Here is a 12,742-nt window from a genome sequence, read left to right as displayed (position 1 = left end):
CCTGCGGGTTGCCCTGCTTGGCCTGTTCGGCTACTACCTGGCCAGCCTGTTCGACTTCTATGGGTTGCAGTTCATCAGCGCCGGCCTGGAGCGCCTGATCCTGTTCACCTACCCGACCCTGGTGCTGGTGATCCAGGCCGTCGTCCAACGCGAACGCCCCACCCTGCGCACGCTGGCGGCCATGGGCCTGTGCTACCTGGGGCTGGGCATCGCCTTCGTGCATGACATCGCCAGCGCGGGCAGCGGCAACCAGGTGCTGGTCGGCTCGCTGTGGGTGTTCGCCAGTGCGGTGACCTATGCCCTGTACTATTCCGGCACCGGGATGATGCTCAAGCGCATGAACTCGATGCGCCTGGCCGGCCTGTGCGGCAGCGCCTCGTCGCTGATGGTGCTGGCCCATTACCTGCTGGTGGCGGATGTCGCGCCGTTGCTGCAACTGCCCAGCGCGGTGTGGCTCAACGCGGCGCTGATGGCGTTGTTCTCCACGGTGCTGCCGATCTACTGGGTGGCCCTGGCGATCCAGCGCATGGGGCCTACGCACACGGCCGCGGTGGGCAACCTGGGGCCGGTGCTGACCATGCTGGCCTCGTGGCTGATCCTCAGCGAGGCGGTTTCGCTGTACCAAGTGGCCGGGCTGGTGCTGGTGCTGTTCGGCGTGTCGCGGCTCAAGCCTGCGAAGAAACCCGAGGCCCAGGCCGCAGCCCCTGCACGGTCCGCGTAGGAGCGGCCTTGCGTCGCGAAAGGGCTGGGCGACCTCCTACAAAGCGCATGTCGCGCTTGTGACCATTGGCGAATCCATGGCATAGAAGCAGTCAACCCGCATTGCGCCACCCTGGAGATTCCCCATGAGCAAGCCCTACGTTCCGCCCAAGGTCTGGACCTTCGAGGCGCCCTCCGGCGGCCAGTTCGCCAGCATCAACCGTCCGGTGGCCGGCCCCACCCACGACAAGCCGCTGCCCACCGGCAAGCACCCGCTGCAGCTGTACTCCCTGGCCACGCCCAACGGGGTCAAGGTCACCATTCTCCTGGAAGAACTGCTGGCCCTCGGCCACAGCGATGCCGAATACGACGCCTGGCTGATCCGCATCGGCGAGGGCGACCAGTTCGGCAGCGGCTTCGTGCAGGTCAATCCCAACTCGAAGATCCCCGCCCTGCTCGACCGCAGCGTCGAACCGCCGGTGCGAGTGTTCGAGTCCGGTTCGATCCTGCTGTACCTGGCGGAAAAGTTCGGCGCCTTCCTGCCCAAGGACCTGGCCGCGCGCACCGAAAGCCTCAACTGGCTGTTCTGGCAGATGGGCTCGGCGCCTTACCTGGGCGGCGGTTTCGGCCACTTCTACGTCTACGCGCCGGAAAAGTTCGAGTACGCCATCAACCGCTTCACCATGGAAGCCAAGCGCCAGCTCGATGTGCTCGACCGTCGCCTGGGCGAAAGCGCCTACCTGGGCGGCGACGCCTACAGCATCGCCGACATCGCCGTGTGGCCCTGGTACGGCCAGCTGGTGCGCGGCAACCTGTACGGCGCGGCCGAGTTCCTCGCGGTGCACGAGTACCCGAACGTGCAGCGTTGGGCCGAAGCCATCGCCCAACGCCCGGCGGTGCAGCGCGGCACCCGCGTCAACCGCACCTGGGGCGAGGAAGCCAGCCAAGTGGCGGAGCGCCACGCGGCCAGCGACCTGGAGTGATCCTGCCACCCCACACACCGCGACGCGAGCACCTCATCCGTGTTGTCTATGCCTCGAGGGGCATAGGCAACCGCGCACACCGCCCCGCCGTTCGATTGCCTGGCTGCAACCAACCATTTCCCCGCTGCATGCCTGCGCCCAGCAGGACCTTCTTGCTACACTCGCCGCCATGATTTTTCCACCTGCACAACTGTGGTGACAGCATGATCGAGGTAACCGAGGTTTCCATTGCCGAGCTGCGCGACGCGCTCGAGTCCGGCCGCACGACCGCCGTCGAGTTGGTCAAGGCCTACCTGGCGCGCATCGACGCCTACGATGGCAAGGACACCGCCACCGCACTCAATGCCGTGGTCGTGCGCAACCCTGACGCGCTCAAGGAGGCCGAAGCCTCCGACGCCCGCCGTGCCCGCGGCGAGACCCTCGGCCCACTGGACGGCATTCCCTACACCGCCAAGGACAGCTACCTGGTCAAGGGCCTGACTGCCGCCTCCGGCAGCCCGGCGTTCAAGGACCTGGTCGCCCAGCGCGATGCCTTCACCGTCGAGCGCCTGCGCGCCGGCGGCGCCATCTGCCTGGGCAAGACCAACATGCCGCCGATGGCCAACGGCGGCATGCAGCGCGGCGTCTATGGCCGCGCCGAAAGCCCGTACAACGCCGCCTACCTGACCGCGCCCTTCGCCTCCGGCTCGTCCAACGGCGCCGGCACCGCCACCGCCGCCAGCTACAGCGCCTTCGGCCTGGCCGAGGAAACCTGGTCCAGTGGCCGTGGCCCGGCCTCGAACAACGGTCTGTGCGCCTACACCCCGTCACGCGGGGTGATCTCGGTGCGCGGCAACTGGCCGCTGACACCGACCATGGACGTGGTCGTGCCCTATGCCAGGACCATGGCCGACCTGCTGGAAATCCTCGACGTGGTGGTGGCCGACGACAGCGACACCCGCGGCGACCTGTGGCGCCTGCAGCCATGGGTGCCGATTCCGGCCGCCTCGAGCGTGCGCCCCCGCTCGTACCTGGACCTGGCCGTAGGCGCCGAGTCGCTCAAAGGCAAGCGCTTCGCCGTGCCACGCATGTACATCAACGCCGACCCCGACGCAGGCACCTCGGAAAAACCCGGCATCGGCGGCCCGACCGGACAGCGCATCAACACCCGCGCCAGCGTGATCGAACTGTGGCAGCAGGCGCGCCAGGCCCTGGAAGCGGCCGGCGCCGAAGTGGTGGAGACCGACTTCCCGCTGGTGTCCAACTGCGAGGGCGATCGCCCGGGCGCGCCGACCGTGTTCACCCGCGGCATCGTCAGCAAGGAGTTCCTCCATGACGAACTGTGGGAACTGTCCGGCTGGGCCTTCGACGATTTCCTGCGCGCCAACGACGATCCCAAGCTCAACCGCCTGGCCGATGTCGACGGCCCGCAGATCTTCCCCCACGACCCGGGCACCCTGCCCAACCGTGAGGACGACCTGGCCGCCGGCATGGACGAATACGTCAACATGGCCAAGCGCGGCCTGAAGACCTGGGACCAGATCGCCACCGTGCCCGATGGCCTGCGCGGCCTGGAAGCCACCCGCAAGCTCGACCTGGAAGACTGGATGGACGCCCAGGGCCTGGACGCGGTGCTGTTCCCCACCGTGGCCGACGTCGGCCCGGCGGACGCCGATGTGAACCCGGAGTCGGCGGACATCGCCTGGAGCAACGGCATCTGGGTGGCCAACGGCAACCTGGCGATCCGTCACCTGGGTGTACCGACCGTGACCGTGCCGATGGGCGTGATGGCCGATATCGGCATGCCGGTGGGGCTGACCTTCGCCGGCAAGGCGTACAGTGACAACAATCTGTTGAAATTCGCTGCTGCCTTCGAGTCGACCGGCTCGCGCCGCATGATCCCGCCGCGTACGCCAAAGCTGGGCTGATTCGCCTGACAACGGGGCCAACTTGCTCCTGCAGCCCGCAGGAGCGGGTTGGCCCCGTTTTCATGTGGGCCAAACAACTGCACTCACCAGATTCAACTTTTTGTGTAAAATTCAACACATTATTGAATCAGGCCCCTTCCCATGCCCTCTCCCACCACCCAGCAAGAACGCCAGCTCACCCTGACTGTTCTCCAGGCCACCCTGCAGGCCTTGGGCAGTGTCGTCCCACGCAACGTCGAGATCCTCCTGCACGACCTCGAACACCCGGAGCACTCGGTGGTGGCAATCGTCAACGGCCATCTTTCCGGTCGCCGGGTCGGCAGCCCGATTCTCGCCGCCCCCGAGCAGGACCAGGGCTTCAAGGCGTTGATGCAGGCTTCGGCCGACCAGCAGGGCTGCGCGCCGGTGGTGCTGCCCGACTACCCCACCACCCTCAAGGGCCGCAGCCTGCGCAGCGCCACGGCGATCTTCCGCGACCGCGACGGCCTGCCCTTCGCCAGCCTGTGCGTGAACACCGACGTCACCGGCCTGGAGGCCGCCATGGCCTTTCTCCAGCACTTCCAGCCACTGGGCGCGACACCGGCGCCGGCCGACGAGGCGGCCGACATGACCGCGCTGATGGCCGGGATCATCCAGGATGCGCTGCAACGCAGCGGCCAGGGGCGGATGAACAAACAGGCCAAGGTCGAGGCCGTGCGCCTCATGCAGGAGCGCGGCCTGTTCATCGTCAAGGGTGGCGTGGAGAAAGCCGCCGAAGCCCTCGGCGTGACCCGCTACACCGTCTACAACTACCTGGAGCAGCTGCGCGGCGAGCCCGCCACGGCTGCCCGCGACTGAACCCCGGAGCCCATCATGCCGCTGCACATTCCTACCCCGCTGATCGAATCCCGCCCATTGTCCCTGAGCGCCAACCGCCCGGTGTGGCTCAAGCTCGAAGCCCTGCAACCGTGCGGCTCGTTCAAGCTGCGCGGCGTCGGCCATGCCTGCGAGGTCCACCATGCCCGGGGTGCCCGGCATTTCGTCTCGTCGTCCGGCGGCAATGCCGGCCTGGCGGTGGCCTATGCCGGCCGCAAGCTCGGTGTGCCGGTCACCGTGGTGGTGCCCGAGACCACTACCGAACGGGCCAGGGAACTGCTGCGTCTGGAAGACGCCCGCGTGATCGTGCGCGGCAGTTCCTGGCAGGAAGCCAATGAGCACGCCCAGACCCTGGTCGGCGCGGACGACGCCTTCATCCACCCGTTCGACGATCCGCTGCTGTGGACAGGCCACGCCAGCATGATCGACGAGGTCGCCGTCGCCGGCTTCAAGCCTGACGCGGTGGTGCTTTCGGTCGGCGGCGGCGGCCTGCTCCGCGGCGTGGTTGAAGGCTTGCAGCGCAACGGCTGGCAGGATGTACCGGTGCTGGCGGTGGAGACCGATGGCGCGGCGTCGCTGCACGCCGCCATGGCTGCCGGGCATACCGTGGAACTGCCGCGCATCGCCTCGGTGGCCACTTCGCTGGGCGCCAAGCGGGTTGCCGAGCAGGCGCTGGCCTGCACCCGCCAGCACCCGGTGCGCAGCCACCTGGTCAGTGACCGCGAAGCCCTCGATGCCTGCGAGCGGCTGCTGCGTGATCATCGCCTGCTGGTGGAACCGGCCTGCGGCGCCGCGCTGGCCCTGCTCGAACAACCCGAGGCCGTGGCCGCCTACGGCAATGTGCTGGTGATCGTCTGCGGCGGCGCCACCGCCACGCTGGAACAGATCCGCGCCTGGCGAGCGGCCTGCTGATTCAGCTGGCATAGCTGAAACCGCGCAGCTGTCGGCAAACACGCTATCGCTATCTTCCGATTCGGCATGGCGCCCGGCAGCTCGGGTCAGGTCAGGCCCACCCGCGCCTCCACCCAGGCCCAGGCCGACCTGCTGCTGCGCAGCCTGTGCCCGGCGCCATGGCCACTGGGCAGGACCGCCTGATCGCTATATCAATAAAGATACAGCGAGACCTGAATGGTGTTTACTCCGCCACCACCGCCTGCAAACGCGCCCACAACTGCTGCACATGTTCACGCTCGGTCGGCAACGCCCCCACCGACACCCGCACCATCCAGCGCCCGTCCAGGGTCGCCGGGGTCACGTAGGCGTCACCCGAGGCGTTGAGGCGCTCGGCCCAGCCGCGGGTGTGGGCATCCAGCGCCTCGCCCTCGAGGCCCGCCGGGCGATGGCGGATGCACAGGGTCTGCAACTGCACCGGCGCCAGCACTTCCCACTGCGGTGCCGACTCGATTTGGGCGGCCAGCCAGCGGGCGTTTTCCAGGTCGCGGCGCAGGCGTTGCTGCAGGGCCTCGACCCCTTCGCTGCGCAGCATGAACCACAGTTTCAGTGCCCGGAACCGACGCCCCAGCGGGATGCCCCAGTCGCGCAGGTTCTTCACCTCGCCATCGACCGCCGACTGCAGGTAGCTGGGGTTGGTGCTCATCACCCGGATCAGGTGCTGCGGATCGCGCACGTAGTAGATCGAGCAGTCGAAGGCCACGCCCAGCCACTTGTGGGCGTTGACCACCACCGAATCGGCTAGCTCGATGCCGTCCCACATCCAGCGGCACTCCGGGAGGATCATCGCCGAACCGGCCATGGCCGAGTCCACGTGCAGCCACAGCTGGTTGGCCTGGGCGATCTCGCCGATCGGGCGCAGCGGGTCCAGCGCGGTGGTGGTGGTGGTGCCGGTGGTGGCGACCACGGCACAGGGCTGGTTGCCGGCGGCCAGGTCCTGCTCGATGGCCTCGCGCAGCGCTTCAGGACGCATGGCGTAGCGGGCGTCGGTGGGGATCAGGCGGATGTTGTCGCGGCCAAAGCCGGCCAACAGCGCGGCCTTGTCCACCGAGCTGTGGGCATGGGCGCTGACGTAGACGATCAACGGTTTGGCCTGGGCCTGCAGGCCGCCATGCACCTGGGCGTGGTCGGTGGCGCGCTCGCGGGCACTGATCAGCGCCACCAGGGTGCTGGTCGAGGCGGTGTCCTGAATCACCCCGCTCCATTGCCCGCTCAGACCCAGCAGCTGACGCAGCCAGTCGAGGGTGGTTTCCTCCAGCTCGCTCAGGGCCGGGCTGGACTGCCACGACAGGCCGAGCACGCCCAGGCCGGTGCTGAGGAAGTCGCCGAGCACCGACGACAGGGTGCCGTTGGAGGGGAAGTAACCGTAGAAGTCCGGGTGCTGCCAGTGGGACAGGCCGGGCATCACCAGCTTGTCGACGTCGGCGAGGATGGCTTCAAACGACTCGCCCTTCTGCGGCGCGCCCTCGGGCAAGGCGGCCTTGAGGTAGCCCGGCTGGACCTGGGCCATGACCGGGCGCTCGCCGACGGTCTGGCGGTAGTCGGCGATCAGGTCGATCAGTTGGTGGCCGTACTGGCGGAATTGTTCGGGTGTCATGCGCGCGCTCCTGGGCGGTGTCCATTGCCCGCAGTCTAGGCGCCTGCCGGTTTGCGAATAACCCCGCTTCGCGCATAGCTGCTATGGCGAAGGCGCATGCCCGCCCTGCACGCCGAACTGCGACTGACGCCACACCTCGAAAACCCGGTTGCGCAACCAGCGGTGCTCGGCCGAGGCCTGCAGGCGCTGGTGCCAGACCACCCAATAGCGCTGGGTGTGGTCGATGAAGCCCATCGGCCGCCAACTCAGGCCATGCAGCCGCGCCAGCTGCCGGGCAATGTGCTCGGGCACCGTGGCCAGGCCCTGGCCATTGCCGAGCACCTGGACCATCGCGCTGAAGAACGGCACCTCCAGGCTGATGCGCCGCTGCAGCCCCTGGGCGCGCAGATGACGGTCGATGAAGCTGTCCTTGTCGCCGCCCCCGGACACCCTTACGTGCTTGAAGGCCAGGTAGTCGTCCTGGCTCAGCTCGGCGCGGGCGCTCAGTGGATGGTCGTGACGCATCAGGCATACCGCCCGGTCCTCGCCCAGCAAGCGGCCGTGCAGGTTGGGCGGTGACTCGTCGAACAGCGTGGTGGCCAGGTCGATCTCGCCACTGGCAAGCAAGGCATACTGCCCGGCCTGCCAGGTGCGGTACTCCAGCGACACCCCCGGTGCCTCCTGCTCCAGTACCTTGACCAGCTGCGGCAGCATGTGCTCGGCCACGTAGTCGGAGGCCGCCAGGCAGAAGCGCCGCTCGCAGCGCGCCGGGTCGAACGCCGCGGGCTGGCGCAAGGCGTTGAGCTCCTCCAGTACCTGGCGCAGCGGTTCGACCAGCGCCTCAGCGTGTTCGCTGAGCACGTAGCCACGGCCCTGGCGCACCAGCAGCGGGTCGTCGAAGGCCTCGCGCAGGCTGGCCAGCTGGCGGCTCAGCGCCGATTGGCTGCAGCCCAGGCGCTCAGCGGCATGGCTGAGGTTCTTCAGCTGCAGGAGGCAGTCGAGGGTGCGCAGGTGGGCGAGGCTGAGGGAGGCGAAGGTGGGGTGCATGGCACAGGTCCGGAAATGATCGCGGGGCAAGCCCGCTCCCACAGAACGTGCTGGGAGTGGGCTTGCCCCGCGAGGATGACGCGCGGATCAGTCGGTCAGGCCGACATAGACGTTCTGCACGTCTTCGTTCTCGTCGATCGCCTCGAGGAAGGCCTCGACCTCGGCCAGCGCTTCGGCGCTCAGGCCGGCGGCGCTCACCGGGTTCTTCGGGGTGTAGCCGATCTTCGCCGAGGTGACGGTGAAGCCATGCTCCGGCAGGGCCTTCTGCACGGCGTCCAGGTCGGTGGTGTCGGTGATGAACAGGGTCGAGCCCTCTTCCTCGCCGTCCTCGAAGTCCTGGGCACCGGCTTCGATGGCCGCCATTTCCGGATCGGCGTCACCTTCCGGGGTGGCCTCGATCAGGCCAACATGGTTGAAGTCCCAGGCCACCGAGCCGCTGGCGCCGAGCTGGCCCTTGCGGAACAGCACGCGGATCTGGGCCACGGTGCGGTTGATGTTGTCGGTCAGGCACTCGACGATCAGCGGCACCTGGTGCGGGGCGAAACCTTCATAGCTGACGGCATGGTACTGCACGGCCTCGCCGTCCAGGCCCGCGCCTTTCTTGATCGCGCGCTCCAGGGTCTCACGGGTCATCGAGGCTTTTTTGGCCTGGACGATGGCCAGGCGCAGGCGCGGGTTCATGTCCGGGTCGGCACCGGACTTGGCAGCGATCTGGATCTCCTTGGCCAGCTTGCCCATGATCTTGCCTTTGGCATTGGCCGCTGTTTCTCTATGTTTGGCTTTCCACTGTGCGCCCATATCGACTCTCTTTGTTTCCGCGGCCGGTTCAGGAAGCGACCGGCCTAAAAGTGGGGAGAGTTTATACGCCCTGCGCGCCGGGTTCGACAAGAAATCGCGTCGGCTTCAGCCCTTGTCCGCCTTCCCCGCCGCCGCCGCGAACTTCGCCAGGCGCACGTCCAGCCGGCGCGGGCGCACGCCGCGGTCCTCGGCGCGTTCCTTGCGGCGGATGGCGTTGCGCACCAACAACGACCCCAGGTAGCGCACCGGCTCCGGCGGAAACTGCCCCAACGGCCCCTTGACCAGCGGCGAACGGGTCCAGGCGTTGTCCAGCCCCAGTGCCAACGACGACAGGATCTGCCCGCCCATGTGACACGGCCCAACCCCGCTGCCGGAGTAGCCGAAGCCGTAGAACACGTTGCCCTGCCCATCGAGCCGACCGAAGAACGGCAGCCCGGTCACCGAACGGTCCGATGGCCCGTTCCAGCTCGCCGCCAGCGGCACCTCGGCCAGCGCCGGGAAGAACTCGGCCAGGCTTTCGCGCAGCAGCGGCTGGTACGGCGACGGCTGGTCGAACACCGGCAGCATGCGCCCGCCATAAGCAAAGGTGTTGCCGCCCTTGCCAAGCATCAGCCGGCCATCGGAAGTGTTGTGGTAGTAGTGCACGAAGATCCGCGAGTCGAGCACGCTGACGCCGCTGTCCAGGCCGATCCGACCCAGCAGCTCAGGGCACGGCTCGGTGATCACCATGTCGCTGGAGACGATGGCCACGCTGCGCTCGAACTGCGGGAAGGCCCGCGCCATCCAGGCATTGAGGCCCAGCACCACGCGGTCGGCGCGGACGGTGCCGGTGCCGGCGCGGGTGCGCACCTGCACCGGCGCGCCATGCTCCAGGCCGGTCATCGCCGTGCCCTCGTGGATGCGCACGCCACGTTGCAAGGCCACCCGGCGCAGGCCGCGCACCAGCCGCCCCGGCTGCACCGTGGCCGCGGCCGGCGAATACCAGCCCTCCAGGTGCCGTTCGGAACCGGCCAGGCGCTGCACCTGTTCCAGCGCCAGGCGCTGGAACGAGTTGATGCCCTGCTGTTCCAGCGCGGCGATCACCGCATCGGTGCCGCCGAGCTGGGCCTGGTTGGTGGCGGTGTAGAGGGTGCCGTCCATGCGGTAGTCGCAGCGGATGCCGTTGGCCGCGCAGAACTCGCCGATGGCGCCGATGCTGCGCTCGGACTCGCGCACCAGGCGCACCGCCTCGGCCACCCCGAACAACCGCTCGAGGGTGAAGTACTTGGCCGACCAGGACAGCGCGCAACCACCATTACGCCCACTGGCCCCGGCGCCGCAGATATCCGCCTCGAGCAGCAGCACCTCCAGCTGCGGCGCCTGTTCCTTGATCATCAGTGCGGTCCACAGGCCGGTGTAGCCGCCGCCGACGATGCACACGTCGCAGCGCACGTCACCGGCGAGCGGCGGGCACAGCGCTTCGTCTTCCTGGTCCAGGGCCTGTTGCAGCCAGAAGGGTCTCATCTACTCGCTTTCCTTTAGGTACGCAGTGGCTTGATCGCCATGCTGGTATTGGGTGCCACGTCATTGGCCTGCAGGGCAGTCGCCGGGCGGCTGTTCCAGTGCGGCAGCAGCACCAGGGCGGAGAACAGCGCGGTGCCGGCGAAGACGATGAACACCGTGACGCTGTCGAAGTAACCGGGCAGCAGGCCGCCGAGCACCGCGCCCACCGAGCCGCAGCCGTTGACGAAGCCGGCCGCGGTGGCGCCGGCCTTGGCCGTGCCAAAGTCGATGGCCGCGGCGCCGCTGATCATCGAATCCGGGCCGTACAGGGTCAGGCCCATGACGAACAGCAGGGCCACCACCAGCAGCACGCTGCCGCTGTGCATCGCCGCCATGAAGCCGGCCAGGGTCAGGGTCAGCAGTACCAGGCTGATCACGCAGGCAGGCATGCGTCGGGCACCGAACAGCTTGTCCGAGGCCAGGCCGATGAGGATTGGGCCGAGCAGCCCGGCCAGCTCGAAGGCGGTGGGGATGATCGCCGCGCCGACCTTGCCCACCGACGGCATCTGCTCGAAGACGATCACCGGGCCCCACAGCAGGATGGCGTAGCGGGCCGGTTTGAGCATGAAGTAGGCCAGGCCCAGGGTCAGCACCGTGCGGTTGCGCAGGATCTCGCGCAGCGGCGACCACACGCTGCACAGGTTCTCCCCCGGGGCCATGCTCTGCGGCTCGGGCTCCACCGCCGGCAGGCCGACATCCTCGGGCTTGTTGCGCTGGAAAATGAAGAACAATACTGCCACCGCGGCCACCACCACGGCGCTGGAGAAGAACGCCGCGTGCCAGGTGCCGACCAGGGTGTAGGCCCACCAGCCGGCGAACGGCGAGGCCACCAGGCCGCCAAAGGCGTAGCACGAACTCCACAGCCCCAGCACCCGGCCGCGCTGGGAGGCCGGGAAGAAACTGCCGATGTTCTTGCATAGCCCCGCCCAGCCGGTGGACTGCGCCAGCCCCTGGATCAGCATGCAGGTGGCGAAGATCGGGAAGGTCGCGTAGCTGCCCATCACCACCGCGGCCGCCGCGGAGATCAGCAGCCCGCCGAGCACCACCACGCGGGGGCCGAATCGGTCGGCGAGCATGCCCCAGGTGAACTGGCCCACGGCGTAGGCGGCCAGGTAGATCGCGTCGAGGTTGGCCATGGCGGCCTTGTCGAGCATGAAATTCGGATCCTCGCCGATGCCGAGCTTGGCCACCGAGAAGGCCTTGCGGGTGAAGTAGAAGGCGGCGTAGGCCAGCCAGGTGATCGCGAAGATCTGCACGCGCCAACGCTTGATGGCGCCCAGGGATTGATTCATTGACTCTGACCTCTTGTTTGAGTGTGCCGGCAGAATGTGAAGAAACGCCTGTCTTGTTGTTGTGTTGCGCACTGCGTGACGGAGGGACGTCACCTGGTCAGATGGCGGTGGTGCCGCCATGGCCGACATGCCGCCGCTCGTGGCAGCGTGGTCGGGTTGAAACACATGGAAACAGCTGCTGACTGATAAATAATATCGATTTATCGTATTTCACACATAAGCCCAGCTTTTAAGTGGAGTGTTCGATGTCGGTCTCCCATGCTCAACTCAAGGCCTTTCATGCGGTCGCCGAACAGGGCAGCTTTACCCGTGCGGCGCAGAAGCTGTTTCTGACCCAGCCGGCGGTGTCCGACCAGGTGCGCAAGCTCGAGGAGCGCTTCGGCGTGCTGCTGTTCCAGCGCAACAAGCGTTCTGTACAACTGACCGACCTGGGCGAGCGCCTGCTGGGCGTGAACCAACGACTGTTCGCCTGCGAGGCCGAGGCCGTGGAGCTGCTGCAGGACTCCCGCGCCCTGCACACCGGCAGCCTGACCCTGGCGGTGGACGCGCCGGTGCACGTGCTGCCGCAGATCGCCCGGTTCTGTCAGCGCTATCCGGGGATCCAGGTGAAGATCGAGACCGGCAATACCGACGAGTCGCTGGCCCGGCTGTTCAGTTACCAGGCGGACCTGGCCCTGCTCGGGCGCGATGTCGATGATGAGCGGTTGTTCTGCGTGCCGATGCGGCGTGACCCGATGGTGGCGTTTGTCTCGCACAACCACCCGTGGGCCAGCCGGGGGCAGATCAGCCTGGCGGATCTGGACGACACGCCGCTGGTGCTGCGTGAGCCGGGGTCGGTGACGCGGCAGACGCTGGAGGAAGAAATGCAGCGGGCCGGGTTGCGGATTCGGCCGGCGATCCAGGTCGAGGGGCGCGAGGCGGCGCGCGAGGCGGTGGTGGTGGGGATTGGGGTTGGGGTTGTTTCGGCGGCGGAGTTTGGGGCTGATGCGAGGGTTTGTGCTTTGCCGATTGTGGATTGTCGGCGGCATTTGACTGAGACGTTGGTTTGTTTGAGTGAGCAGAGGACGCGGCGGGTGGTGGCTACGTTTTTGG

11 protein-coding genes are annotated in these 12,742 nt (G+C 67.6%); 6 read left to right on the top strand and 5 right to left on the bottom strand.

Translation table 11 applies throughout. The features are described from left to right. From CC207_RS09945 to CC207_RS09925, 5 genes are all read left to right on the top strand, one after another. Positions 1 to 721 (top strand): DMT family transporter (locus CC207_RS09945; protein ID WP_088852027.1); only part of this gene is annotated, 721 nt, incomplete at its 5' end. A 124-nt stretch (positions 722 to 845) separates the two neighbouring features. Beyond that, positions 846 to 1,682 carry a glutathione-dependent disulfide-bond oxidoreductase gene (yghU, locus tag CC207_RS09940; RefSeq protein ID WP_062363434.1) on the top strand — a complete coding sequence of 279 codons (837 nt, stop codon included), beginning with the start codon at positions 846 to 848 and terminating at the stop codon, positions 1,680 to 1,682. Positions 1,683 to 1,885: 203 nt separating this feature from the next. After that, on the top strand, positions 1,886 to 3,589 hold the full coding sequence (locus tag CC207_RS09935) for an amidase (RefSeq protein ID WP_028688735.1): 1,704 nt from the start codon (positions 1,886 to 1,888) through the stop codon (positions 3,587 to 3,589). Between the two features lie 141 nt (positions 3,590 to 3,730). Then, entirely contained in the window at positions 3,731 to 4,426 is a 696-nt protein-coding gene (locus tag CC207_RS09930; RefSeq protein WP_062363432.1) for a transcriptional regulator, read from the top strand. A gap of 15 nt (positions 4,427 to 4,441) precedes the next feature. Next, entirely contained in the window at positions 4,442 to 5,356 is a 915-nt protein-coding gene (locus CC207_RS09925; RefSeq protein WP_088852026.1) for a pyridoxal-phosphate dependent enzyme, read from the top strand. Positions 5,357 to 5,579: 223 nt separating this feature from the next. Here the strand turns inward: CC207_RS09925 and CC207_RS09920 are convergent, their stop codons facing one another. The 5 genes from CC207_RS09920 to CC207_RS09900 form a co-directional block, all read right to left on the bottom strand. Then, positions 5,580 to 6,992 carry a DOPA decarboxylase gene (locus CC207_RS09920; protein ID WP_088852025.1) on the bottom strand — a complete coding sequence of 471 codons (1,413 nt, stop codon included), beginning with the start codon at positions 6,990 to 6,992 and terminating at the stop codon, positions 5,580 to 5,582. Positions 6,993 to 7,073: 81 nt separating this feature from the next. Continuing rightward, a complete protein-coding gene (locus CC207_RS09915; protein WP_088852024.1) occupies positions 7,074 to 8,018 on the bottom strand; it encodes a LysR family transcriptional regulator in 945 nt (314 codons plus the stop codon). 87 nt (positions 8,019 to 8,105) lie between these two features. Next, positions 8,106 to 8,816 (bottom strand): YebC/PmpR family DNA-binding transcriptional regulator, encoded by a 711-nt coding sequence (locus tag CC207_RS09910; protein WP_028688730.1) that lies wholly within the window; start codon positions 8,814 to 8,816, stop codon positions 8,106 to 8,108. Between the two features lie 105 nt (positions 8,817 to 8,921). After that, positions 8,922 to 10,319 (bottom strand): FAD-dependent oxidoreductase, encoded by a 1,398-nt coding sequence (locus tag CC207_RS09905; protein ID WP_088852023.1) that lies wholly within the window; start codon positions 10,317 to 10,319, stop codon positions 8,922 to 8,924. A 14-nt stretch (positions 10,320 to 10,333) separates the two neighbouring features. Next, entirely contained in the window at positions 10,334 to 11,650 is a 1,317-nt protein-coding gene (locus tag CC207_RS09900) for an MFS transporter (RefSeq protein ID WP_088852022.1), read from the bottom strand. 245 nt (positions 11,651 to 11,895) lie between these two features. Here CC207_RS09900 and CC207_RS09895 point away from each other — a divergent pair. Further along, positions 11,896 to 12,742: LysR substrate-binding domain-containing protein (locus CC207_RS09895; RefSeq protein ID WP_088852021.1), on the top strand; the 847-nt coding region annotated here is incomplete at its 3' end.

This window comes from Pseudomonas sp. DrBHI1, from assembly GCF_002205115.1.
GTDB classification, from domain to species: domain Bacteria; phylum Pseudomonadota; class Gammaproteobacteria; order Pseudomonadales; family Pseudomonadaceae; genus Aquipseudomonas; species Aquipseudomonas mosselii.
This window is presented reverse-complemented; position numbering and strand designations above follow the sequence as displayed.

Excerpts from the sequence above, each read along its gene's own strand:
- CC207_RS09910 (WP_028688730.1), bottom strand. The coding sequence starts at position 8,816 with ATGGGCGCACAGTGGAAAGCCAAACATAGAGAAACAGCGGCCAATGCC.
- CC207_RS09930 (WP_062363432.1), top strand. The coding sequence starts at position 3,731 with ATGCCCTCTCCCACCACCCAGCAAGAACGCCAGCTCACCCTGACTGTT.
- CC207_RS09920 (WP_088852025.1), bottom strand. The coding sequence starts at position 6,992 with ATGACACCCGAACAATTCCGCCAGTACGGCCACCAACTGATCGACCTG.
- CC207_RS09915 (WP_088852024.1), bottom strand. The coding sequence starts at position 8,018 with ATGCACCCCACCTTCGCCTCCCTCAGCCTCGCCCACCTGCGCACCCTC.
- CC207_RS09925 (WP_088852026.1), top strand. The coding sequence starts at position 4,442 with ATGCCGCTGCACATTCCTACCCCGCTGATCGAATCCCGCCCATTGTCC.
- CC207_RS09905 (WP_088852023.1), bottom strand. The coding sequence starts at position 10,319 with ATGAGACCCTTCTGGCTGCAACAGGCCCTGGACCAGGAAGACGAAGCG.
- CC207_RS09900 (WP_088852022.1), bottom strand. The coding sequence starts at position 11,650 with ATGAATCAATCCCTGGGCGCCATCAAGCGTTGGCGCGTGCAGATCTTC.
- yghU (WP_062363434.1), top strand. The coding sequence starts at position 846 with ATGAGCAAGCCCTACGTTCCGCCCAAGGTCTGGACCTTCGAGGCGCCC.
- CC207_RS09935 (WP_028688735.1), top strand. The coding sequence starts at position 1,886 with ATGATCGAGGTAACCGAGGTTTCCATTGCCGAGCTGCGCGACGCGCTC.